Source organism: Streptomyces sp. XH2, from assembly GCF_049725035.1.
In the GTDB taxonomy this organism is placed as follows: domain Bacteria; phylum Actinomycetota; class Actinomycetes; order Streptomycetales; family Streptomycetaceae; genus Streptomyces; species Streptomyces roseoverticillatus.
Genome location: NZ_JBMMMZ010000021.1, coordinates 1,858 through 24,740, shown reverse-complemented (window position 1 = coordinate 24,740; position 22,883 = coordinate 1,858). Strand labels below are relative to the sequence as shown.

19 protein-coding genes and 1 tRNA gene are annotated in these 22,883 nt (G+C 71.0%); 14 read left to right on the top strand and 6 right to left on the bottom strand.

From position 1 onward, the window contains the following. The first annotated feature begins 42 nt into the window (after positions 1-42). The 11 genes from ACOTKD_RS34490 (at position 43) to ACOTKD_RS34440 (ending at position 13,062) form a co-directional block, all read left to right on the top strand. Positions 43-1,347 carry a conjugal transfer protein gene (locus tag ACOTKD_RS34490; RefSeq protein ID WP_424892934.1) on the top strand — a complete coding sequence of 435 codons (1,305 nt, stop codon included), beginning with the start codon at positions 43-45 and terminating at the stop codon, positions 1,345-1,347. A 68-nt stretch (positions 1,348-1,415) separates the two neighbouring features. Continuing rightward, entirely contained in the window at positions 1,416-1,649 is a 234-nt protein-coding gene (locus tag ACOTKD_RS34485; RefSeq protein WP_424892933.1) for a hypothetical protein, read from the top strand. Continuing rightward, the gene (locus tag ACOTKD_RS34480) at positions 1,646-2,308 is read left to right on the top strand and encodes a hypothetical protein (protein WP_424892932.1); all 663 of its coding nucleotides are present in this window, start codon (positions 1,646-1,648) and stop codon (positions 2,306-2,308) included. Before ACOTKD_RS34485 ends, ACOTKD_RS34480 begins: the two co-directional genes overlap by 4 nt. A 9-nt stretch (positions 2,309-2,317) precedes the next feature. Continuing rightward, complete coding sequence (locus ACOTKD_RS34475) at positions 2,318-4,882, top strand: ATP-binding protein (RefSeq protein WP_424892931.1); 2,565 nt, start codon at positions 2,318-2,320, stop codon at positions 4,880-4,882. Next, a complete protein-coding gene (locus ACOTKD_RS34470; RefSeq protein ID WP_424892930.1) occupies positions 4,879-5,472 on the top strand; it encodes a hypothetical protein in 594 nt (197 codons plus the stop codon). Before ACOTKD_RS34475 ends, ACOTKD_RS34470 begins: the two co-directional genes overlap by 4 nt. Beyond that, positions 5,469-7,514: a hypothetical protein gene (locus ACOTKD_RS34465; RefSeq protein ID WP_424892929.1), complete on the top strand. Its 2,046-nt coding sequence runs from the start codon at positions 5,469-5,471 to the stop codon at positions 7,512-7,514. Before ACOTKD_RS34470 ends, ACOTKD_RS34465 begins: the two co-directional genes overlap by 4 nt. Positions 7,515-7,526: 12 nt before the next feature. Then, positions 7,527-8,318 (top strand): hypothetical protein, encoded by a 792-nt coding sequence (locus ACOTKD_RS34460; RefSeq protein ID WP_424892928.1) that lies wholly within the window; start codon positions 7,527-7,529, stop codon positions 8,316-8,318. Between the two features lie 4 nt (positions 8,319-8,322). Then, the gene (locus tag ACOTKD_RS34455; RefSeq protein ID WP_424892927.1) at positions 8,323-9,555 is read left to right on the top strand and encodes a peptidase M23; all 1,233 of its coding nucleotides are present in this window, start codon (positions 8,323-8,325) and stop codon (positions 9,553-9,555) included. An 89-nt stretch (positions 9,556-9,644) separates the two neighbouring features. Then, positions 9,645-10,523 carry a hypothetical protein gene (locus tag ACOTKD_RS34450; protein WP_424892926.1) on the top strand — a complete coding sequence of 293 codons (879 nt, stop codon included), beginning with the start codon at positions 9,645-9,647 and terminating at the stop codon, positions 10,521-10,523. Positions 10,524-10,654: 131 nt separating this feature from the next. Beyond that, positions 10,655-11,311: a hypothetical protein gene (locus tag ACOTKD_RS34445; protein WP_424893007.1), complete on the top strand. Its 657-nt coding sequence runs from the start codon at positions 10,655-10,657 to the stop codon at positions 11,309-11,311. A 92-nt stretch (positions 11,312-11,403) separates the two neighbouring features. Continuing rightward, positions 11,404-13,062: an MDR family MFS transporter gene (locus ACOTKD_RS34440; protein ID WP_424892925.1), complete on the top strand. Its 1,659-nt coding sequence runs from the start codon at positions 11,404-11,406 to the stop codon at positions 13,060-13,062. A 79-nt stretch (positions 13,063-13,141) separates the two neighbouring features. On the opposite strand, the gene ACOTKD_RS34435 is transcribed toward ACOTKD_RS34440, so the two are convergent. The 6 genes from ACOTKD_RS34435 to ACOTKD_RS34410 all read right to left on the bottom strand — a co-directional run bounded on the left by ACOTKD_RS34435 (position 13,142) and on the right by ACOTKD_RS34410 (position 21,106). After that, positions 13,142-13,411, bottom strand: a complete 270-nt coding sequence (locus ACOTKD_RS34435; RefSeq protein WP_424892924.1) for a hypothetical protein — start codon at positions 13,409-13,411, stop codon at positions 13,142-13,144. Between the two features lie 40 nt (positions 13,412-13,451). Continuing rightward, positions 13,452-15,056, bottom strand: a complete 1,605-nt coding sequence (locus ACOTKD_RS34430) for a hypothetical protein (protein WP_424892923.1) — start codon at positions 15,054-15,056, stop codon at positions 13,452-13,454. Next, positions 15,053-17,902 (bottom strand): ATP-binding protein, encoded by a 2,850-nt coding sequence (locus ACOTKD_RS34425; protein WP_424892922.1) that lies wholly within the window; start codon positions 17,900-17,902, stop codon positions 15,053-15,055. The genes ACOTKD_RS34430 and ACOTKD_RS34425 overlap by 4 nt, the downstream gene beginning before the upstream one ends. Then, positions 17,890-18,873: a hypothetical protein gene (locus ACOTKD_RS34420; RefSeq protein WP_424892921.1), complete on the bottom strand. Its 984-nt coding sequence runs from the start codon at positions 18,871-18,873 to the stop codon at positions 17,890-17,892. Before ACOTKD_RS34420 ends, ACOTKD_RS34425 begins: the two co-directional genes overlap by 13 nt. 134 nt (positions 18,874-19,007) lie before the next feature. Beyond that, positions 19,008-20,873, bottom strand: a complete 1,866-nt coding sequence (locus ACOTKD_RS34415; protein ID WP_424892920.1) for a protein kinase domain-containing protein — start codon at positions 20,871-20,873, stop codon at positions 19,008-19,010. A gap of 159 nt (positions 20,874-21,032) precedes the next feature. After that, positions 21,033-21,106: transfer RNA gene (locus tag ACOTKD_RS34410), tRNA-Gly, on the bottom strand. 262 nt (positions 21,107-21,368) lie between these two features. Here ACOTKD_RS34410 and ACOTKD_RS34405 point away from each other — a divergent pair. The 3 genes from ACOTKD_RS34405 (at position 21,369) to ACOTKD_RS34395 (ending at position 22,816) form a co-directional block, all read left to right on the top strand. Further along, complete coding sequence (locus ACOTKD_RS34405; RefSeq protein WP_173864874.1) at positions 21,369-21,533, top strand: hypothetical protein; 165 nt, start codon at positions 21,369-21,371, stop codon at positions 21,531-21,533. A 184-nt stretch (positions 21,534-21,717) separates the two neighbouring features. Then, positions 21,718-22,293: a dCTP deaminase gene (gene dcd, locus ACOTKD_RS34400; RefSeq protein ID WP_058047472.1), complete on the top strand. Its 576-nt coding sequence runs from the start codon at positions 21,718-21,720 to the stop codon at positions 22,291-22,293. A gap of 25 nt (positions 22,294-22,318) precedes the next feature. Continuing rightward, a complete protein-coding gene (locus tag ACOTKD_RS34395) occupies positions 22,319-22,816 on the top strand; it encodes a phosphoribosyltransferase (protein ID WP_424892919.1) in 498 nt (165 codons plus the stop codon). Positions 22,817-22,883 lie beyond the last annotated feature (67 nt).

Below are 22,883 nucleotides of genomic sequence, written 5' to 3'. Positions count from 1 at the left end.
GTCCTGCCACTCAGGCCTAGCACGGGGGAAGGGTCACCAGGGTTGAGCACGTTCAAGACGGTCATGCGGCGGATTCTGAATCTGCCGGAGCCGCAGGGGGACAAGAACGCGGCGAATCCGCCGGCGGGTGCACCGGCCGGTCAGCCCGCCGTACCCGGTCAGCAGCAATCCGCAGCGGCGCCGTCCCCCGTACCCGCCCAGGCCGCCCCGCCGGCCCCCGCCGGACTCCAGCAGTGGACCGATGCCGCCGCCCGCCTGCAGGCGCAGGCTCCGGGCGCGCCACAGCCCGCTCCTGACCAGGCCGCCCCGACGGGCCGGGGTCAGGGCAAGGGCCGTGACGTCCCCTGGCAGCTGGAGGACGAGAAGAGCGGTACCAAGTTCCTGGTCAAGGTCGGCCGCGGCGCGCTCTGGGGCGTCGTCGCGCTGGCCGCGATCACGGGCATCCGCTCCTGGTTCTGGGCCCCGGCGCCGCCGAAGTCCGAGCCGGTCCAGGTCAACAACGGGCCGACCTATCCCGTGCAGGAGGCCCAGGCCGTCGCCGCCCGCTTCGCGCGCGCCTATCTGACGTGGGACGAGAACGACCCCAAGCCGCGCACCGAGGCCCTGGCCCGTGACCTGGCCAAGGGGACGGACCCTGCCGCGGGTTGGAACACCCGCGGTCAGCAGGAGGTCCTCGTGGCCCAGCCCGGTCCGGTCTCCGAGGAGAAGGACAAGCGGGCCCGGGTGCGGGTGGACGTCCTGGTGAAGGGGCCCGCTTCCGACGACAAGGGCAAGTCGTCCGACAAGCCCAAGGACGACAAGCCGAAGGACGACAAGTCCAAGGACGACAAGTCCAAGGACAAGAAGGACGACGCGAAGAAGGACGACGCGTCCAAGGGGAACGACTCCAGGACGGTCACCGGCCCCCGGTGGATCGGTCTGGAGATCCCGGTCGTCTACACCTCCGGCCGGATCGTCGTCACGGGCCAGCCCGGCCTGGTGGGCGTCCCGCAGAACGCCCCGTCCGCCCCCGCGTTCACCGCGAAGACCGCTGACAACGACTTCAGTGACAAGACCCGCAGCGTCGTCGAGGAGTTCTTCGGCAAGTACGCCACGGGCGAGGCCGAGTCCGTCGCCGCTCCCGGTGCCTCCGTCGCGGCCCTGCCGCCCGGAGTGTCCCTCGGCTCGCTCCGCAACTGGTCGGTCGACGAAGGAAGCGGAAGCGACCGTACTGGCGCCGCGACCGTCACGTGGCTGATGGGCGGAGCCGAACTCGAGCAGACGTACCGGGTCAAGCTGACCCGGGTCGCCTCGGCCAAGGCCGAACGCTGGCAGGTCTCGGAGGTCCACGGAGGCCTGTCCTCCTGACCGGAGCGCCGGGGACTGCCTCCGCATACCGGATCTGTCCGCTCTTATCTCAAGCAAAGGGAATAACGATGGAAATCGCGCTGTCCAATGGTGACGAGCTCAAGACCTGGGTGATTGCCGTCGCCGGCAACATCTTCCTGATCGTCCTGGCCGTCAGGGCCATCGGCCACTACGCCAAGCGCGAATGGGGCGAGCTGCTCGCCCACTTCATCGCGGGCGTCGTCGTGGCCGGCTTCGTCTACGCGTCGGACAGCGCCAAGGGCATGCTCACCGCGATCTGGACCAAAGTGGCGGGGGCATGAGGGTAGGGCATACCTTCACCCGCCATTTCGATCTGGAGACACGCCAGCACGAGCTGCTCGGCATGGACCTCGGCGAGGGCCCGTCGCGACGGGTCCTCACCACCGGCGCCGTCGTCTACGCGGTGTGGATGGGCGCGCTCTTCCTGATCTTCGGGTGGCCCTCGCAGGTCTTCTTCACCCTCTACTTCGCGCCGCCGGCCCTCATCACCTTCTACGGATCACAGCGGTCCCGGCGCAATGAGCGGCGCTGGAACCTCACGCAGTGGGCCCTCACCATCCGCTATCTGACGGTGGGCCACCGGCCGGTCATCAACGGCGGCCGCCGGGCGGCGGCCCGCTCCGAGTGGCTCCCGCTGCGGGCGCGCCTCGGTGAGAAGGCCGACGACGTCATGTCCCTCCCCGGCATGGGCGCGTTCGAAGGGTTCCTGGGCAACGAGGAGCCGCAGCGCACGTCCGGCCGGGCCATCACGCTCGAGGCCCGGCCCCGGCTGTACGGGCCGGACCACGTCTACCGGGCGAGGTCGCGCAACCACTCGTCCCAGAAGGCACAGAAGGCGCAGAACGCGGCGCACAACGCGCCGCAGAACGCGGTGCAGAACGCGGTGCACACCGCACAGAAGGCGCCGGGCGGCGGCCGTAAGGGCCGGAAAGGTACGTAAAGGTACGCGATGAAGATCATGAAGGGCATCGCCCGCTTTCTCGGCGTCGACGGTGACCGCTCGGCCCCGCCGCCCCGCTACGTGGGCCTGGCGGACGGGCTGGTCATCACGGAGACCCACGCCGAGGCGTGGTACCTGCTGGGAAGCTCCAACACCGACCTGATGTCGGAGGCGGCCCGGGACGCCGAGCAGGACCAGGCGAGCAGTGCCCTGGCCCGTACCCTCGCCGGCTACGACTGCCATCTCAAGATCCTTTGGTCTCCACTGAACGCCGAGGACTACCGGACCGAGGCGGAGACCCTGTTCTCGGCGGGCGACTACGCCGCGTGGGCCGACCTGCGCGTCGGGCGTCTGGAGGAGCTGGAGCTCCCCACCCGGATGCTCCTGCTCGGCGTGCGGATATCCGAGCGCGCCAACCAGGCGAAGGCGCGCGGCAGCCGGGGCGTCCAGGACGCCCTGGGCATCGGCTCGACCTCGGTGTCGCAGAAGGAGATCGCCCGGCTCGACGCCCTCGCACGGCGCCTCGGGCGCCAGCTGGAGACCACCCCGTGGAAGGCGCAGCCGGCCACGGTGGAGCTGCTGGCCTGGATGATCGCGCGCGAGCAGCGCCGCGGCACGCCGCTGCCCTCCCCGGACGACAAGGGAATGATCACCGGCGCCAAGCTCGCCCAGCTCACGCGCGGGCGCGTCCTGCCCTACCCCGATCACGTCCGGGTCCTCGACCAGCGTGGCGAAACGGTCGGCTGGAGCGCGATCCTCACGATGGACGGCTTCCCGGAGGAGATGGAGTCGCCGGGTCCGGGCGAATGGCTGAGATCCGTCGCGGAGATCACGTACGTCCCCGAGCTCATGGACGACGATGACGCCGGTGACATCACGGCCCTGCCGGTCAACCCCGAACCGTCCGTCCGTTTCAAGGTCCTCCACAAGCGCGACGCCCTCAAGCAGATCGACGAGGTCCGGCGCCTGGCGAAGGAGCAGCGGCAGAGCGCGGCCAAGCACTCCGCCGGTGAGACCGCCCAGGAGATCGAGGAGACCGAGGAGACGATGACGTCCCTCTCGCGCGACATGAAGCGCGAGGACGTCACGCTGCTGGAGGACCACCCGCGCCTGATCATCAGCAGTGACATCTCCCTGGACGACCTGCGCAGCCGCTGCGACGCCGTGATCGGCTTCTACGGCGGCATCGGCATCGAGGTCAGCGTCGCCGCCGAGGAGCAGCGCGAGCTGTGGCTGGAGGCCCAGCCCGGTGACATGCTGCGCGTGCCGGACCTGGTGCACACCCGTACGGTCGGCGCCTTCGCCGGCTCGTGGTTCTGGGGCGGCGCCTCGGTCGGTGACGACACCGGCCCGGTCATCGGCTACCTGACCGGTTCGACCCCCGGCGTCGTCCGCAACGACCTCACCGGTGGCTCCGAGCGCGGTGACGCCACGACCACGGCCTTCATCGGCCGAAGCGGCCGCGGCAAGACGACCGCGATGATGCTGTCCCTGCTGGACTCCGGCTTCCGCGGCTCGTTCGTGCTCGCGCTGGACTTCAAGGGCGACATGGGCGGCCTGGTCTCGGCCGGCCAGCGGTACGGGCTCAACGCCCACCTGATCGAGACGGGCTCGCAGTTCGCGGGCGTCGCCGACCTCTTCTTCCTGCTCAGCGGCGAGAGCGCCGAGCGCGCCCAGACCGAGGTGCCGGCGCAGCTGGGCATCTCGCTGCCGCAGCACCTGCGGATGCGGGGTGCGGAGACGCCGATCCAGAGCGCGGTCAACGAGATCATCGCCGAGGGCGACCCGGCGACGTGGAAGGTCATCGAGCGGCTCCGGCAGTCGCCCGACGAGCTGTCGCGCGAGACGGGCGACGCGCTGTACGAGCTGTCGCTGACCGGCCTGGGCGCGCCGTTCATGGGCAAGCCGTCCGGCTCGTCCCTGATCACGCCCACGCCGGGCATCTGGGTCGTCCAGGTCCCGGGCATCACCCTGCCGTCGCCCGACGACTCCCGCGACGACTGGTCCGTCCACCAGCGGCTCTCGGTGGCACTGGTCCACTCGCTGCTCGCCTACGGCATCAGCATGGCCGGCCGGAAGGACCTGCGCGGCCTGCGCAAGGTCGTGGCGGTGCCCGAGGTGCACGTCCTCACGGCCACGCGCGAGGGCAGCTCGTTCCTCCAGTACATCGCGCGTGTCGGCCGAGCGCTGCACACCGCGCTCGTCGTGGACACCCAGGACCCGGAGTCGCTGGCCAGCCTGACCGGCCTCGTCGAGCAGATGACGACGGTCTTCGGCTTCCAGCTGACGACGCCCGAGCAGCAGGACGCGATGGCGGCCCTGCTCGACCTGCCGAAGGGTGCCCACACGCGCCAGCTGATCCAGGCCATCGGCGTCGATGTGACGCAGGAGATCCGGCACGGCCACTGCATCATGCGCGACCGCCGCTTCAGCAGCGCGACGGTCCAGTTCGACGTGCCCTCGCTGGAGATGCTGCAGCTGCTGAACACGACGCCGAAGGCGGAGAACAGCGGTGGGGCGGGCGGGGGCCCGCTGTCCATGAGCAAGCCGGCTTACGAGGAGGCGAACGCGTGAAGAGGCGGATCGCGGGGGTGACCGCGGCGGCGGCCACGGCGGTGCTGGTGGTCGCGGGGTGCTCGTCGTCCTCGGGCGGGGGCAAGGACGGCGACAAGCCCGGCGCGAAGAAGACGGAGTCGGCGGCGGACCGGCAGGCCCGGGAGTACCGCGAGGCGGCTAAGAAGGACCGGCAGGCGATGCTCGACGCCGCGGTCAAGTTCCGCAAGGCGGAGATCGCCTACGACGGTCAGACCGCTTGCGGCATGAAGACGGAGGAAGGCCGTTACGGCGACTCCCCGGAGAAGTGCCTCAGCTTCTACCAGCCCAGGGCGGACGACAAGACGGGCGACGCGGCGCTGGCAGTGGCCACGGTGACCGTCACCGGGGATCCCGTCGAGGTGGCCCCGGTCGGGAATCACCCCGCCGGGACCGGCGTCATGGTGACTGCGCAGACCACCGGTGAAGGCGGCCGTGTCACCGTCACGCGCGACGCGCTCCGCATGGTCAAGCTCAAGGGTCAGTGGCTCGTGGACCAGAACAAGGAGGTCCTCGACTCGGAGATGAAGAATTCGAGCCCGGTGACGAGCGCACTGATGAGGTCGCATTGAGGATCCCACGGCTCCGCAATCTGGCCGTCCCGGTCGTGGGCGCCCTCACCACGCTGATGGTGACGGCGTCCGCCGCCGCGGCGGACGACAAGCACGCGAAATACCGGCCGGCCGGCATCGGCGGCCTCCTCCCGGCACCGCACACCTCGTATTCCGGTCCGGGCACGCTGTACGAGCAGTACGGCGACCCCATGCTCTACAACCTGGACGTCCAGCTGGGCTGGGACGAGTTCGGTGACTGGGCGCTGCAGTTCGTCGCCCAGATCTTCATGGGGCTGACCGTCGTCCTGGCCCTGGCCGCCATCGTCGTCGTGCAGTGGACGTTCAAGTTCACGTCCATCGACAAGCTCGAGGACTCCATGGCGACCGCCATCTCCGGGGCGGCGGGCACGGTCTCGACGACCTTGCTTCCGTCGGCGATGGCCGTGGGCGCGCTGATCGCGTACGCGAACCATCGAAGAAACGGCACGTCCATCAGCCAATTGGGATGGGTGGCCGCGGCAGGGATCCTGTCCATCTCGCTGCTGACCACTCCGAAGGTGTGGATCGACGGGCTCGACTCGGTCCGGACCATCGGCAGCAACACGGCCATGAAGGCCGCGTCCGCCGGCATGGGCAACGAGTCCAAGGAACCCATCGACATCGGTGCGTCGCCCACGTACGGCAAAAACGACCAGGACAACATGCTCCGCAAGTCCGCGGACGCGATCTGGCGGTCCTACGTCGTCACACCGTGGTGCGTCGCCGAGTTCGGAAACCTGAACACGTGCAAGGACTACGGAAAGGGCCTGCTGGACCAGGGTTCGGACACCGGCAAGCGCGAGGACTGGCTGAAGCCGAACGTCAGCACGGACCATGTCGGCGAGGCGGCGGTCAAGTACCGCCAGGGCCACGTGGGCCACGCCCGAGTCATGGTCACCATGGCCTCCGCGGTCTGTGTGGCGCTCTTCGCCGTCCTCGCGGTGGCCCTGGCCTTCGCCTCCCTCGCCTCGTTGATCGGCGCGCTGATGCTGCTGCTCGCGGGCGTCGTCTTCGCCTGTCTGTGGGTGATCCCCGGCAGGCCGCGTCAGTGGGGCGTCCGGTGGTTCGACACCCTGCTCGGCTTCGCCCTGCAGTCGTTCGTCAGCACGATGGTGCTGGGGTGCGTGCTCGTGCTGAACACGGCGAGCGTGTCCATGGTCGGCAGCTACGGCTGGTTCGCGTCGGCGGGCATCAGCATCACCTCCGCGATCGTCGCGTTCAAGTTCCGCGGGATCATGGAGAGCATCGTCGGTGTGACCGGCGCGACCAACTCGTCCTTCAACGCCGGTGCGATGAAGCTCGCGCAGGGAGCCGGGGCCCTCATGGCCCGGAAGACCGGCGGTGCCGCCCTGGCGGCCGGCAAGTTCGGCGGCAAGGGCGCTTGGGGGGGAGCGAAAAAGACGGCCGCGGGTGCCGGCCGGGCGGGCAAGAGGATCGCTGCAGCTGCCGACGAACGCTTGATCCAGCGGCCCTTCCGGATGGCGCAAGCCGTCAAGCAGCTCAGTGACAGAAACGCCGACATGGACGCCGCCGGCGTGGCCAAGGGCTCCCCGAAGCGGGCGGCATACGTCAGCGGTGGCGGCGGTATGGATTCGCCCAGGACGTCCGCTCAGGTGAGTGCGGCCAGCCGCGCGGCGAAGACAGGCAGCGCCGGGCCCCTGCGGGTCAGCAGTTCGGGCCGTCCGGGCGAGTTGAACAGCCGCGCGCTCCGTGTGGGCCAGTTGCAGAGCGTTTCGGCAGCGGCCCAGGCCCGACTGGACCGGGACGAACGCCGGCCCGACGACAAGAGAGGCACCCCTGCCCGGGCAGCACGCCCCGCGACGTCTGCCGCACGCGGTCAGTCCGGAGGCGGCGACGGGTTCCGGAACGCCCCGAAGCCGGGCAGCGGTGGAGCCCAGCGCCGCGTGGCGGAAGCCCGCAAGGCGGCGGTCCGCAGTGGGGCCTCCGCCGCCGGCCAGGGTGCCTCCCGGCCGAAGAGGCGCACCGCCGTGCGGCCTCCCGCGCCCCGTGGCCGCCGGTAAGGAAGAGGACAGGTGAGCAAGAACCAGAACCAGCGCCCGTCCTCCGAGTGGCGGGAGATGCTCAAGGCGGAGTACGACTACCCCGAGGAGATCGAGAAGGTCGGCAAGCGCCGCGTCCGCAGGAAGGCCCGCAAGGCCTACCGGCAGGAGCAGCGCGAGGAGTACAAGCGCCGGCTGGCCGAGGAGCGCCGCCGTGAGCCGATCACGGCGGGCGGGGCGATCCTCGTCATGGTCGTCATCCTCGCCATCGGCGCCGCCGCGGCACACTGGTGGCCGGACCGCACGGGGGCACCGTCGACGGTGGGCCACGCCGGGGACACGGCCAAGAACCGGACCCTGGACGAGCCCGACACCAAGCAGTCCTCGGCGCCCGTACCTCCGGCGCCCCAGCCCTCCCCGTCCGCGAAGGCCGATCGCAGCAAGCCGGAGAAGACGGCCGAGGGCTGGGCCCGCGCCTACCTCACGCGCAACCCCCCGGTGGACAAGACGCACACCGCGTCCGTCGACCGGGCCGCGCCGTGGATGACCGACGCGCTGGTGACGAACCTGAAGCAGTTCGACGACAAGGCGTGGGCCGAGCTCGTCTCCAACGGCGGCGTCTCGAAGGTGGACAAGGTGACGGTCGGCCCCGCCGACGACGACCGCGTGCGGAAGCAGGCGGACACGGAGGCACGGGTCTGGCGCAAGACCAGCATCGACATCACGGTCAAGGGCTACCGGACGTACACCGAGACGAGGGTCTACCTGACGGAGATCATGCTGACCTCCGACGGCTGGCGCGTGGGCCGGGTCCTGGGGGTCTGAGCGAGTGGTTTCACGTCAGGCCCTCGCCCTGGCCTCGGGCGGGCTGCGCAAGGGGCTCGCGTTCAAGCTCGGCATACCCGGGATCGGCCTCCTCATGGGGCTCCTGCTGATCGTGGGCATGCTGGCCGGGATCGGCGGCGGCCCTTCGGCCGTCGCCGCCGGCTGCTCCCAGCCCGGCTCGCCCGGGAACGACGGGCCGTCCGGAAACGGGCAGACCGGGGACACCACGGGCGGCGCGAGCAAGAAGCTCCGCGAGGAACAGGTCGAGAACGCCAAGATCATCGACCAGGTGGCCAAGGACGGGAAGCTGCCCGGCCGGGCCACGCTCATCGCCCTGATGACGGGTCTCGCCGAGTCGCAGCTGTCGAACATCAACTACGGCGACCGCGACTCCCTCGGCATCTTCCAGCAGCGCCCGTCTTCGGGGTGGGGCACCAAGGAACAGATCACGGACCCCAAGTACGCCGCCCACATGTTCCTCTTCGGCGGTGACAGCGGCGACCCGCCGGGGCTGGAGGACGTCGCCTGGGAGAACATGTCGCTCAACGACGCCGCCCAGAAGGTGCAGCGCTCCGGCTTTCCCGACGCCTACGGGCCCAAGGAGGCCCAGGCGCGGAGCATCGCCAAGGAAGCGGGCATCGACCTGGACCGGCCGGGCGAGAACCACCCCGACCAGCCGGGCAAGAAGAAGGACGACAAGTCCAGCAAGAAGCCCGACGACAAGCCCAACAACAACCCCGACAAGGAGAAGGCGGATCGCTGCAACACGTCGGGCAGCAACAATCCCGGCACGCCCGGTGAGCCCTTCCACGACAGCCAGGCCAGCTGGCCGGACATCGTGAAGAACCCCCGCGACACCGCGGGAGCGATCGCCTACGCCAAGCAGCAGGCCGAGAGCCACAACGGCGAGTGGTACCAGCGGTGCCTGGCCTTCACGGCGATCGCCTACGGCCGGGGATCTTCGGGCACCAACTACGCCATCGACCACTACACGGACGTGATGCCCCAGAACATGCGTCACGACAAGGACCGCAACCCGCCGCCGGGCGCCCTGATGTTCTGGGACACCCACCACCGGGCCGGTCACGTCGCCATCTACGTCGGTGACGGCAAGGTCGCCTCCAACGACATCGTGACCCCCGGTGAGATCTCGATCGTTCCGGCCACGGACATCGAGTCCAAGTGGGGCGCGGAGTATCTGGGCTGGTCGCCCCCCTACTACCCCAACGGTGGGTGATCCGGGTCATCATTACCCCCGGGGCCGCGGCACGTGCGTTGCCGTGGCCCCGTTGGCCTGCTGGCGGCGCCGGTACGTAAGGATTGACCATGCCTGTTGTGACGGACCTCGACTCGGTCCCCCTGACTCCCGTCTACACCATCGTGATCAGCGCAGCGGGTGAAGCGACGATCGAGGGGGAGCCCGTAGAGCCGCTGCCCGGGCAGGACGGGCGGACGTCCGCGCTGGCGGACATACGGGTGCGGGCGGCCCGGCGCGGCCATCCCATACGCATCATCGCCAAGGAGCCCGACGGGTCGGCCTGGCCGCTGATCGTCGACCACGACGGGGCGGTGACGCCGCTGTCGGCGCCGCATCCGACGCCGCCGCCCGCGCCGGCGCCTGTGGCGCCCGTGTTTCCTGCGGCTCCCATTGCTCCCGTTGCTCCTGTGGCACCGCAGCCGGCTCCGGCGGCGGTGCCGCCTGCGCTCGTAGCGCCTGAACCCGTAGCGCCTACGCCCGTGCCGGCGCCCGTAGTGCCCGCTCCCGCCCCCGTACCGGCCCCGCCCGCCCCCGCTCCCGACTGGAGCAGCCCCCTCCCCCCGCACCACGCCGAACGCTTCGGCCGTATCGTCGCCGCCGAGCTGCGCGGGGATCTCGCCGGAGCGGCCCTCGCTGCGCGTGAGCTGGAAGGGGCGCTCGACCGGGAGTACGGGGCGCTGCATCCGCACACCGTCGGTGTGCTCGGCACGCGCGCCTGGCTGGCGCTGCTGCTGCAGGAGGACTGGGCCGCGATCATGCGGCTGCACCTGCGGACCGCCGAGCGGCGGCACAACGCGCAGGCGCCCGTCGACGAGACCCGGCGCGTGCTGCGCAACGCCCGGGCCGTGTGGTGGCGCCTCGCCGCCGTCGACCGGGCCGAGGCGGACGAGATCCAGCCGGAGCTGCAGCGCGTATCCGACCTGGTCGAAGGCGTCCTTCCGGAATAATCGCGATCATGCTGCCGCCCACACCGCCGCCCGGCCCGTACGAGGGAAGTCCGTACGAAGGCGGTCCGTACGAGGGAAGTCCGTACGAGAGCGGCCCGCACGGACTGCACCGGCGTCTGCTTCCGGACGTGATGGCGGCCGGGGCGGCGTATCCGCTCGTCCTCAGCGGTCCGTACGCCCTTGAGGCGCACGGCCTCCTCGCCCCCGGCGCCGCCCGCCGGGACACCGGCCTGGAGGTGGTCACCGAGGCCCCGGACCCCATGGCCGACGTCGTCGCCGCCCTCTGCGGCGGTCTGCGGGAGCGCGGCTGGCAGGTGGAGCCGTCGGAGGCCCGGCTCGTCGTCACCGACGCCGCGACCGGCGAGCACTGCGCCGTCGGCATCCGCAAGGAAACCCTGCGGCGGCCCCCGGAGCTCGGTCCGTACGGACCCGTGCCCGCCGTCGAGGACGTCGTCGGCATGGCCGTGCGCGACCTCGCGGATCTCGGGCTCGCCCGCGACCTCGTCGACGTGCGGGCCGCGTCCGGCAGCTGGTCGCACGTCGAGCTGGAGGAGCTCGGCCGGCGGCACGCCGGCGACACCGGATTCGACCTCACCGACCTCCAGGCCCGGTTGGCCGGTGCCGAGTGGATCGCCGACTCCGAGTTCGCCGCCTACGGGCTCGACGAGACCGACCGCGCAGAGCTCCTGCGCTGGGCCGAGGCCTGGGTCGACGACATCGCCGAGCGGCTGATGGAGGAGGCCCCTTACGAGGATGCGGACGAAGACGAAGACGAAGATGGTGACTGATCGTCCGGCTTGACCTCAGGTTTGCTTGAGGTTCCATCCTTGGGTCATCGCCTCAGCAGGCCTCGGCCAAGAGATGGACGGACGGAACGACGATGACGGACACAGCTGACCCGGGCACGCCGGTGATCGACCGGCGCCGCATGAGACTCGTCATGGCCGGGCTGATGCTCGGCCTGTTCATGTCGGCGCTCGACCAGACCATCATCTCCGCGGCGCTCCGCACCATCGCCGACGACCTCAACGGCCTCTCGCAGCAGGCCTGGGCCAACACCGCGTACATGATCACATCGGTGGTCACCACGGCCCTCTACGGCAAGCTCTCCGACATCTACGGACGCCGCCCGCTCTACGTCACGGCCGTGGCCTTCTTCGTCGCCGGTTCGGTGCTGTGCGGGCTCGCCTCGTCCATGGTGACGCTGGCCGTCTTCCGGGGAGTCCAGGGACTCGGCGCCGGCGGTCTGATGAGCCTCGCGTTCGCCATCCTGGCCGATCTGCTGCCGCCCGCCGAACGCAGCCGCTACCAGGCCTGGTTCGGCGCGGTCTTCGGCGTCGCGGCCGTCGTCGGGCCGGTCGTCGGCGGGTTCTTCGCCGGGCTGGACAGCTTCGCCGGCGCGGCCGGCTGGCGCTGGGCCTTCTTCATCAACGTGCCGGTCGGCATCGCCACCGTCCTGATCGTCCTCAGCCAGGTGCGCGTCCAGAACGACCGCTCCTCCGACAAGCCCGACATCGCCGGCGTCATCACGCTCGTCCTCTTCCTCGTGCCCGTGCTCTTCGCCGTCGAGGAAGGGTCCACGTGGGGCTGGGGCTCGGCCGGCACGCTGGGGCTGTTCGCCGTGGGGGCTGTCGGACTCGTGCTCTTCCTGATGGCACAGCGGCGGGCCGGCGGCGCCGCGCTGCTCCCCACCCCGATGTTCCGCAACCCCGTCTTCTCGATCTACAACGGCGTCAACACGATCGTCGGCGCCGCCGTCTTCGGGTCCCTCGCCGTCCTCCCCCTCTACCTCCAGATCGTCAAGGGGCTCTCGCCGACCGAGGCGGGCCTGATGCTGCTGCCGCAGACCCTCGGCATCATCGGCGGCGGCCGCCTGTGCAGCGCCCACGTCACCCGCACCGGCAACTTCAAGGGCTTCATGCTCCTCGGCATCGTGCTGATGATGGCCGGCACGTTCTGGTTCGCGACGTTCGGCGCCGACACGGCCCTGTGGCAGGCCGGGGTGGCCGCGGCCGTCATGGGCATCGGCATCGGGATGTGCTGGCAGGTCATGCTGGTCGCCATCCAGCGGGGCCTGGAACCGCGGTACATGGGCGCCGGCATCGGGTCCTTCGCCTTCTTCCGGTCCATCGGCGGCACCGTGGGCATCAGCGCCTTCTTCTCGGTCTTCTTCGGCACGGTCGGCGGCCGCATCGCCGACGCCTACGCCTCCGCCGCGTCCGATCCCAACTTCAAGGCCGCCCTCGCCGACCCGGCCGTCACCTCCCAGCCGGCCAACCAAACGCTCCTCGCCGGCCGGAACGGTGCCGTCTCCCTGGACGACAGCTCCTTCCTGACCCACGCCGACGCCCGCCTCGCCCATCCCTTCCTGGAGGGCATGGCCCACGCCATGCAGACGGTCTTCCTGGCGAGCGGCGTCCTCCTGGCCGTGGGGCTCGTCCTGGCCCTCATCCCCAGGGACCGGCGCCCGGAGCCCGGCCCCGGAACGGCTTCCTCGGCGCCGTCGCCGAAGGGCGCGACCGTGCCGAGCCGCGGCTGAGGTGCCGCGTACGGCAGTGAGTGCGGTGAGTGCGGGGCCCGGGTCATCGACCCGGGCCCTCACCCGTCTTCCTGAAGACTCAGATCTCGCGCGCGATCGTGAATCGCGACAGGCTGTCCGGGGCCAGCCGGTGGCCCTCGATGACGAGGTACTGGTCGGTGCCGTCCAGCTGCAGGGTGCGTGCCTCCTTCGGCAGGCAGAAGAAGTCCGGGTTGTCGCCGCGGAGGGTCGTGCGGACGTACGCCCGCGCCTCGTCGAGCGTCATCGGCTCGGACGTGCGTATGTCGGCGCCGTACTTGTTCTTCGCAAGGCCGAGTTCGGCCACGACGACGTACTTGCTGTCGCTCATGTCTGTTTCTCCTGTGTTGTGTGCCATCACCGCTCACCGACTACCGGTTACCTGCCGCGCCTTCGCCCTCGTTCGAGGCCATGAGGTTCTGCCGGTTGTTTCCGGAGCGCAGTCTGATCCATGTGTCATCGGCCTCGGAGTCCGAATCGAAGTCGTCGCCGGCGTCCTCCCCCCAGTCCGTTCGCCCTTGGGCGTCGGGCCTGTCAGGTGACCGACGGCCGCCTCCGCTCTGTTCCGGGTCTTCCGCTGCTGGAGCGTCGTCCTCCGGGGCCGTTGACGGGGCCTCTGAATCAGCGGTCGGATCGGGGGCTTCCTCCGGGTCGGCCCGGGAATCGGTGGCCGAGGGCGCCTCGGGCTTTGAACCCACGGGCGCTTCAGGGGCCGGCTCCTGTCGGTGTTCCGGTGCACGCCTCGCGTCGGCGTCCTGGGCCTCGGCCGGTTCGGGGGCTTCCTCCGGGTCGTCCGCGGTCTCAGTGCGGGAGGGTGTCTCGGCTGCTTCCGCGGCCGCCGGCTTCGGTGCGTCGTCGTCTGAGCTGACGTCCGTGGCGCCGGCCGGTTCCGGAGCGTCTTCCGAGGAGCCGAGTGTGTGCCGTGGACCTTCCGGTGAGTCCGCCGGTCCAGCCGGTTCGGCTGGTTCGGCTGGTTCGGCCGGATCCGCTGGTTCGGGCGGGTCGGGCGCCTCGTCCGCGTCGAGCGCGTCCGGAGGCTCCGGGGCGTCTTCGGAGGACTCGTCGGTGCCGTCGGTGTCTTCCGTACGCTCGGAGTCCTCCGGTCCTTCCAGTTCTTCCGGTTCTTCGGCGTCCTCCGGTTCTTCCGTGTCCTCGGCTTCCTCGGCTTCCTCGGCCTCTTCCGGTTCTTCGGCGTCCTCCGGCTCTTCCGTGTCCGCGGGCTCTTCCGCGTCCTCCGTCTCCTCCGTCTCCTCGGGTTCCTCGGGTTCCTCGGCCTCCTCGGTATCCTCCGGCTCCTCCTGTTCTTCCGTGTTCTCGAGTTCTTCCGTGTCCTCGGGTTCCTCGGCCTCTTCCGGTTCCTCGGAGTCCTCCGGCTCTTCCGCCTCCCCGGCCTCTTCGGCTTCGTCCGGGTCCTCCGCCTCCGCCGGCTCCGGCGCAGCGTCGGACGCCTCATCCCCGTCGGAATGCTCGCCGTCATCGGAGGATTCAGCTTCGTCGGAGGACTCGCCCCCGTCGGAGGTCTCACCCTTCTCGGAGGACTCGCCCCCGTCCTCGGCCTCAGCGGAGGCTTCCGGCCGGTCGGGCGCGTCTTCCGCCTCGGTCGGCTCGGGCGCGTCCTGCGTCTTCTCGGTGTCTTCTGCCTCGGCCGGCTCGGGTGCCTCCTCCGTCTCCCCGGCGTCTTCCGCCTCCGCCGGCTCAGGCGCGTCCTCGGCGTCCTCCGGCTGCGGTGCGTCGTCGGACGCCTCACCCCCGTCGGAGGCGCTCCCGTCGGAGGCGCCGTCATCGGCCTCGGAGGCCTCCGAACCCGACGGTTCAGGCGCCTCCTCCGCCCCTTCCGCCTCCTCCGCCTCTTCCGCCTCCTGCGCCCCCTCCGCGTCCTGGGCCTCCGCAGGATCCGGCGCCTCCTCCGCCCCGGATTCCGGGGCGGACGACGGCTGCTCGGGAGGCCGTTCCTCCTCGCTGGAGCGGTCGCTCATGAATCAGGCCCCGTACCGGTCTTGGCGTTGCTGCGGTACAGCCGTACCCACGGCAGCGTCTTCCTCTTCCACGCCGTCTGCGCAAGGTGGATGAAGACGCAGGCGCGGTAGTCGTCGACGGCTTCCGCCGCCGCGCCCGGAGGGGCGACGGCGTCGGCGATGTCCGCGACCCATTCCGCGGTGCGGGACCACCACTCGGCCTGGGCGGCCGACGTCTTCGGATAGTCGGCGACGCGTTTCTTCAGCTCGGCCCCGTGCTCCGGCCACACCGCGGTCGACGCCCGCGAGCGGAACGCGCACCGGTGCCGGCAGCCCTCGCAGTCGGCGAAGGGGGCGAGCGCCGCGTCGACGGCCGGGGTCGCCGCCGCGAAGGCGCGGAAGCGGTCGGCCAGTTCCGCGTTGCCGGCGAGCGGCGCCCGTGCGACCCCGCTCTCCGCGGCCGCCTCGGCCCGTACGTTCGGCACCTTGATCAGGGCGGGCCGGTCGATGCCGTCGTGGTGGGCGAAGGCCTGGAAGGGTTCCAGGGACGACGCGTAGCGCTCCTGGTCGGGGGAGAACCGCATCGTGCCGCCGATGAGCTCCCGGTCCGTGGCGGACGGCAGCCGGTGCATGACCTTGAGGTTGGTGTTCTTGTACGCGTCCTCGATGAGCTTCTCGGGGACCTGTTCGACGATCACCAGGCCTTCCCCGTACTTGCGGTTCTCGGCGAGCGTGTTGGCGAAGGCCTGGGCCGCGCGGGCCTGCGCGTTGCCTTCCTTGCCGTCTCCACCGGAGGCGACGGGCCGTCCGAGCAGCCGGTGGGCCTCCTCGATGACGGTGACGTGGGAGAGGCCGTCTCCCCGCCGGGTCGCCTTGTAGTGCTCCGTCATGGTCTGCAGGATCAGCGCGGTGACGAGGGACTGCTCCTTCTCGTTGTCGCCGACGCCGGCCAGCTCGATGACGACGGGGCGGTTGAGGAGCTCCTCGACGGGGTACGAGCGCGCGCAGTCCAGCGTGCTGCCGCAGGCGCCCTCCGCGAGGGACTCGGCCCGCAGCCTGGACGCGGCGATGATGTTGTCCTTGACCTCGCCGGAGTATCCGAGCTGGTCGCACTCCTTGCGCATCTCGGCGATGAAGTCGCGCAGGGTGGGCCACGCCCCGTCGTGGGCGGGCGTGGAGACGTCGGTGGGGACGATGCCCTTCCGCGCGTACGTGTTGCGCAGCGCCTTGTTGTAGATGGCCGGCAGGGGGTCCCAGAGGCCGAACGCCGCGTCGAAGCACGCGAGCAGTCCGGCGGTGTGGGTGCTGATCCGGACCCCGTGCGGCACCTCGAAGGGGTTGAGCCGGAACGGCGCCGTGGTCTCGTCGCCGACGGTGAGGACGAGGAGGTCCTCGAAGCCGGGGCGGGTGGCGAGCCAGCGGTAGTCGTCGAGCTCGGAGTTCACCGGTTCCAGCACGAGGAACGGCACCTTGTGGTCCCGCCAGAGCTGCTGGCAGAAGGCCAGCGTCGTGTTGGTCTTGCCCGAGCCGGTCGTTCCGACGAACAGCGCGTGCCGGGAGAGGGACCCCAGCTCCACGCCGAGCGGTCCGGCCGGCGCGCCGTGCACCAGCTGCCGGCCGAGTTCGACGGCGGGCCCTTGCGGCCGGTAGTCGGTCTCCGTGGCCATGTCGGGCCTGCGCACCGGGAAGCCCGTCATGTGCCCGTGCACGGCGAGGGGAAGCCGCAGCGCGGCGCCCGCCTCCCGCGCGTCGACCAGCTCGGGCAGCAGGCGCAGCGGCGGCGACAGCGGTTCGGGCAGCTGCCAGCGCTGGTCGCCGCCCCAGCGGGCGTGCTCCAGCGTCGTGATCCCCGTCCATGCCGCCGCCATTTCCGGCGGGGCCGGCCGTACGGTGACGTGGGCCGGGCCGGTGAAGGTCTCGGTCAGCGCGCTGCCCTGACCGGGCCGTTCCTGCGGGGAGACCGTGGCGCCGACCAGCTCGGCGAGGGACTCGGGGAGCGGGTTCGGGGAGGCGAGCGCGATGCGGATGCGGAAGGCGCGGTCGGTGTAGCGGCGCGCGGCGTCCGCGTACACCTTCGCGGCGTCCACGGCGAAGGCGTCCGGGGCGAGCTGGGACGGCGGGCCCCACAGGCCCTCCGGCAGCTGTCCTGGCGTCCCCAGCCGCCCGTAGTGCGTGGCGATCCGGTGCAGCATCGGCCCGAGGTCGTCGGGCACCCGGTACGGTTCGAGGCCGACCGTCAGCATGAGCGGGTACGGGTGTGCCGCGAGCGCCTGCCACAGCGCGTCCCACGGCGGCGCCGCGGCGGTGAACGGCTGCGGGGAGAGGTAGTACTGCACGCCCGCGTCGGGCCGGTTGGGCAGCCCCGTCCGGTAGCGCTTGCGGATCTCGGCCAGGCCGGCCGGGTCGGGGGTGAACGGCGTGAGCCACCGCGCCACTTCGGCCGCGTCCTCGACCGGAGCGGCGTGGACGTGGTGGGGCAGCTGGGCCAGCCGGTCGCGGAGTGCGAGGGCCGCCGCGACCGCGGACCGCGCTGCCGCGGCCGGATCGTGCGGGCTGTCGCCGCGCACCCGGGCCAGCAGGGCGCACGAGATCCTGCGCGTGGCCGGGTCCGTCAGGTAGCGCAGTTCGATGCGGGCGTCGTGGTGGGTGTCCCACTGGCCCGCCAGCCAGGCCGCCTCCGCGGCGACCGCCTTGGTCCGGCGCTCGTCCTCGGGGAGGTCGGCGTACTCCCTGATCTCGGTGAGGTCGGCGGCGGCCTCGATGCGTACGGCCGCCCAGGCCCACACCGAGGTCCCGTCGCCGACGGTCAGGACGCCCGGCGGGGGCGTCCTGTCGGTCTGCTGGTCCATGCCGCTCAGCTGGTCCACGGGGAGGCCGGGCCGTGGCCGCCGGGTGCCGCGGGGGGCGCGGGCTGTCCTGCGGGCCCGCCCGGCATGGGCGGAACCGGCGGAGCGGCCTGCGGCACGGGCTGGGCCGGCGGCGCGACGGGCATGACGGGCGGTGCGGGCGGAGCCGGCGGGCCGGCCGGGCCCTGCCCGGGTGCGGTCATGATGGGCAGGTCCTGCCCGAAGGTCGAGGCGATGGGCACCTCGATGCCCTGGACCGCGATCTCCACGCCTTCCCGGACCGCCGAGTGCACGGCCTCGCGCATGGCGCGCGGCCGCTCGGTGCGGAGCATCTGGTTGACGTCACCGGTGCGGCCCTTGAACCCGCCGATGAGGTCCTTGAAGTACGTGCCGATGATCACCCAGCCCGGGCGGATGCGCCACATCGTCCAGCCCAGGTAGAGGCTGGTGCCGTACTCGAAGACGGACACGTAGGCCACGTACCGGCCGCTGCTGATGACGAGGCGGTTGCTGACCACCTCCGGCTGGAAGACGTCGCTGCGGATCCGGGACGGCACGGCCGTCACCGGGATGCGGCGGCTGGACAGCGCGCCGTAGATCGCCGCGTAGGCGGACGGAGACGCCTGCGCCTTGTCCTCCAGCAGCGTCCGCCACTCCGAGACGGGCTCGGTGAAGCACGAGAAGAGCAGGATCAGCCAGAAGACGATGAACCCCAGGATCGCGCCCACGCTGAGGGCGCCTTCGGCCGCGTCGATGTCCCAGTCGTTCGTCAGCAGGCCGAACAGCGTGATGAGCAGCCAGATGCCGATCGAGGCGGTGGCCGCGGTCGCCCAGTGGCTGATGATCGTCCGGAGGCCGACCGACTCGTCGAGGCTCAGCTCGATCTTCTGGTACTTCAGGGTCTGGTTCCGGTAGGAGCCGTTGGGGCCCGAGGCGCCCGAGGCCGCCCAGCCGCCCGGCCCGGGGCTGCCGCCGCCCGGATAAGTGCTCATGTCGTACTCCGCATCGAGCTCTGATGTAGATCGTTTGGAGCGGCAACTTATCGGACTTTCATCCGGGCGGGCGGTCCGTCAGCAGCAGTCCGTTAGCGGCGGTCGGTCAGCAGCGGGCCGTCAGCAGCGATCGGTCAGCAGCGGGCCGGCTGCCCGGTCTGGCGGATGATCGTGTCGGCGGACAGCCAGCCGGCGCTCTTCGTGCCGTCGATGCGGACGTAGAGCCACTTGTGGCCGTAGGCGTTCTCGACGGAGCAGTGGAACCAGACCTTCGTACCGGACTTGGCCGCGGCGACGGAGCCGCAGACCTGGTAGGGCCCGTTCAGTACGTGGCGGTCGCCGGTCACGTAGCCGTACGTGCCCGGCTTCGGGTCCTGGTGGCTCCAGCCGCTGCAGGTCGTCGGCACGTTGAGCTTGGTCGCCGGGGCGGAACCGCTCGGCGTGGCACCGGGCTTGGCCGAGGCGGAGGCCGGGGCCGAGGGCGAGGCCGAGCCGGACGGCTTGCCGGAGCCGGTGGGGGACGACGGGCTCGGGGAGTGCGCTCCGGCGGTCGCTTCGCCTCCGCCCGGCTGGGCGCCGTCCGCCGGGGAGCTGACCGCGGGCCGCGCCGCCTGTGCCTCGTCGCCCTTCGTGCCGCTGCTGTGATTGCCCGTCAGGGCGTATGTGACGCCGCCTCCCGCGAGCACGACGGCTGCGGCCGCCGCTGCGACGACGGTACGGCTGCGGCGCCGCTTGCGGTCGGTGCCGGCCGTGGAGCGGCCGGGGGTGGGGCTGGGGACGGGGGCGGCGGCCGGTGCACCGGACCGCGGGGGCGTGTGTGACGGGCCGGGCTGCGGGTAACCGACGTGAGGTTGTGGCTGCAGTTGTGGCTGCGGCTGCTGGGGCGGCGAAGGCTGGTGGAACGCGGGCGGCGCCGCGCCGAACCCGGGCTGCGGTCCCGGAGTGACGGCCTGCGTCGGCGTCGGCTCATGCATGGGCATAGGCGCAGGCGTAGACGCAGACCCAGGCATGGGCGTAGACCCAGGCATAGGCGTGGATGCAGGCGCAGGCAGGGGCGTGACGGCCGGCCCCGGGCCCGGCATGGGCGCGTACGGCGCCGCCGTCCCGCCCGCCGCCACCCGCTCCAGCAACTCGCGCGCCTCGCCGGCGGACGGCCGGTGCTCCGGCTCCTTCGCCATCAGCGCCTGCAGCACCGGCGCGAGCGCCCCCGCCCGCCGCGGCGCCGGCAGCGGCTCGGTGACGATGGCCGACAACGTGGACCACACGGACGTCCGGCGGAACGGCGACGTGCCCTCCACCGCCGCGTACAGCGTCATGCCGAGCGACCAGATGTCCGACGGCGGGCCCGGCTCCTTGCCCTGCGCGCGCTCCGGCGGCAGATAGTCGAGGGAGCCGATGATCTGGCCGCTCTGGGTCAGCTTCGCCATGGCGTCGTCGCCGGCGGCCTCCATGCTGGCGATGCCGAAGTCGGTGAGCACGACCCTCCCCCAGCCTCCGGCCGGGGGGACCCCCATCTCGCTTTGCTCGCCGTGCTCCAGCAGCACGTTCGCCGGCTTGACGTCGCGGTGCAGCACGCCGGCCCGGTGCGCGGCGTCGAGCGCGTCCATCAGCTTGGCGCCGATCGCCGCGGCCTCGTGCGGCTCCAGCGCGCCGTGCTGCTCCAGCACGTCGTCGAGCGAGGGCCCGTCGACGAGTTCCATGACGATGACCGGCAGGCCCTGCTCCTCGGTCACGTCGTGCACGGTGACCACGCCGCCGTGCCGGATGCGGGCGGCGGCCTGCGCCTCCCGCTGCATCCGGATCCGCAGGTCGGCCAGTTCGGCGGCGGAGGCGTCGGTGAAGGCCCGCAGCACCTTGACGGCGACCTCGCGGTTCAGCAGCTCGTCCACCGCGCGGGCGACGACTCCCATGCCACCGCGCCCGATCGTCGCGGTCACGCGGTAGCGGCCTCCGAGGAGTTTGCCTATCAGCTCGTCGCCGTTCGCTTCCCCCGCTGTCACCGCACGCTCCGTCCGTCCGTCCCGGCACTGTTCGTTCGTGGTTCGCACCCTGGCGGCCCCCAGGGTAGAGGCAGGTGTGGTGAGGACCGCGGGCCCCCGGCGGGACCGGGGCAACAAACAAGGCCCAGGTCGGTGACCTGGGCCTTCCTTGGTGTCTTATGGAGCGGGTGACGAGAATCGAACTCGCGCTCTGAGCTTGGGAAGCTCATGTTCTACCATTAAACTACACCCGCGAGGGCGCCCGTTTTCTGAGCGCCTCATCGTCGCACACTCTACCCCATCGAAGGCCCCCGGTGCACTCACCGTACGGGCCTTCCTGTCGTGTGAGGAGAGTGTGGGGCAGGTGGGGATGCGTGCGTGGGGGCCGGGAGTTGGGGCGTACCGTGGGGCCCCGGAAGCCCGGTGGGGGACTGCCGGGAGTGCCGCGTAGGAGCGAGTCCTATACATCCCCTAATGTGGCTTTTGTCTTTCACGTGAATGGGGAAAGGGAGCTCTATGGAGCGCACCGTCGTTCGTTGTGCCGAGGGGCACGTCTTCAGCACCGCTTCGTTCCCGATGCAGCACCTCGGACCCGACCGGATCGGCCCCGGGCGGCTCCTGCGCTGCCCGCGCTGCGCCCGGCTGCGGCATTCCGTTCCGGTCGCGCTCCAGAAGCGCTGACCGAGCGGCCGACCGAGCGGTTGACCGAGCGCCGGCCGAGCAGCCGACTCAGGCGGCCGGCCGCGCGCTGATCAAGCGCTGACCGCGCGCTGATCAGCCGCAGATCAGGAGTCGATCAAGCGGCGCGGCCCGGTCCGCTCGGACCGGGCCCGCGTTGTCCGTCTTCTCCGCGTATCCTCGACCCGTGCTTCTCTCAGACAAGGACATCCGGACCGAGATCGACGCAGGCCGCGTGCGGATCGACCCGTTCGACGAATCGATGGTGCAGCCGTCGAGCATCGACGTGCGGCTCGACCGCTACTTCCGGGTGTTCGAGAACCACCGGTACCCCCACATCGACCCCGCGGTCGAGCAGGCCGACCTCACCCGTGAGGTGGTGCCGGAGGGCGACGAGGCGTTCATCCTGCACCCCGGTGAGTTCGTGCTCGCCTCGACGTACGAGGTCATCACGCTCCCCGGCGACATCGCCTCGCGACTGGAGGGCAAGTCCAGCCTGGGCCGGCTCGGCCTGCTGACGCACTCGACCGCCGGCTTCATCGACCCCGGTTTCTCCGGGCACGTGACGCTGGAGCTGTCGAACATGGCCACGCTGCCGATCAAGCTGTGGCCGGGGATGAAGATCGGGCAGCTGTGCATGTTCCGCCTGACCTCGCCCGTCGAGCACCCCTACGGGTCCGCGAAGCACGGTTCCCGCTACCAGGGGCAGCGTGGGCCCACGCCCTCGCGGTCCTTCCAGAATTTCCACCGCACCCAGGTCTGAGCAGAGCAAAAGGCGAAGAGCAACAGTGAGTGAGATCCGCGAGAACCTGACCTACCCGATCTTCGGGGAGGCCATCCGTGAGCTGGCGCAGACCATCGCGGACGACGGCTACGAGCCCGACATCATCCTGTCCATCGCGCGCGGCGGCGTCTTCGTCGCGGGCGGTCTGGCGTACGCCCTGGACTGCAAGAACATCCACCTCGTGAACGTGGAGTTCTACTCGGGCGTCGGCGAGACCATGGAGATGCCGGTCATGCTCGCCCCCGTCCCCGACAAGATCGACTTCACCGACAAGAAGGTCCTGATCGCCGACGACGTGGCGGACACCGGCAAGACCCTCAAGCTGGTGCACGACTTCTGCAAGGACCACGTCGCCGAGGTCCGCTCCGCGGTGATCTACGAGAAGTCCCACTCCCTCGTGAAGTGCGAGTACGTCTGGAAGCGCACCGAGGACTGGATCAACTTCCCGTGGTCGGTGGAGCCGCCGGTCGTGCGTCGTGAGGGCCAGGTCCTCGACGCGTAGCCCGCGCACCCGCACAGAGGACACCCGCACAGAGGAGAGGGCCCCCGCCGCGTTCACCGCGGCGGGG

Excerpts from the sequence above, each read along its gene's own strand:
- ACOTKD_RS34485 (WP_424892933.1), top strand. The coding sequence starts at position 1,416 with ATGGAAATCGCGCTGTCCAATGGTGACGAGCTCAAGACCTGGGTGATT.
- ACOTKD_RS34480 (WP_424892932.1), top strand. The coding sequence starts at position 1,646 with ATGAGGGTAGGGCATACCTTCACCCGCCATTTCGATCTGGAGACACGC.
- ACOTKD_RS34475 (WP_424892931.1), top strand. The coding sequence starts at position 2,318 with ATGAAGATCATGAAGGGCATCGCCCGCTTTCTCGGCGTCGACGGTGAC.
- ACOTKD_RS34450 (WP_424892926.1), top strand. The coding sequence starts at position 9,645 with ATGCCTGTTGTGACGGACCTCGACTCGGTCCCCCTGACTCCCGTCTAC.
- ACOTKD_RS34445 (WP_424893007.1), top strand. The coding sequence starts at position 10,655 with ATGGCGGCCGGGGCGGCGTATCCGCTCGTCCTCAGCGGTCCGTACGCC.
- ACOTKD_RS34440 (WP_424892925.1), top strand. The coding sequence starts at position 11,404 with ATGACGGACACAGCTGACCCGGGCACGCCGGTGATCGACCGGCGCCGC.
- ACOTKD_RS34435 (WP_424892924.1), bottom strand. The coding sequence starts at position 13,411 with ATGAGCGACAGCAAGTACGTCGTCGTGGCCGAACTCGGCCTTGCGAAG.
- ACOTKD_RS34430 (WP_424892923.1), bottom strand. The coding sequence starts at position 15,056 with ATGAGCGACCGCTCCAGCGAGGAGGAACGGCCTCCCGAGCAGCCGTCG.
- ACOTKD_RS34420 (WP_424892921.1), bottom strand. The coding sequence starts at position 18,873 with ATGAGCACTTATCCGGGCGGCGGCAGCCCCGGGCCGGGCGGCTGGGCG.
- ACOTKD_RS34405 (WP_173864874.1), top strand. The coding sequence starts at position 21,369 with ATGGAGCGCACCGTCGTTCGTTGTGCCGAGGGGCACGTCTTCAGCACC.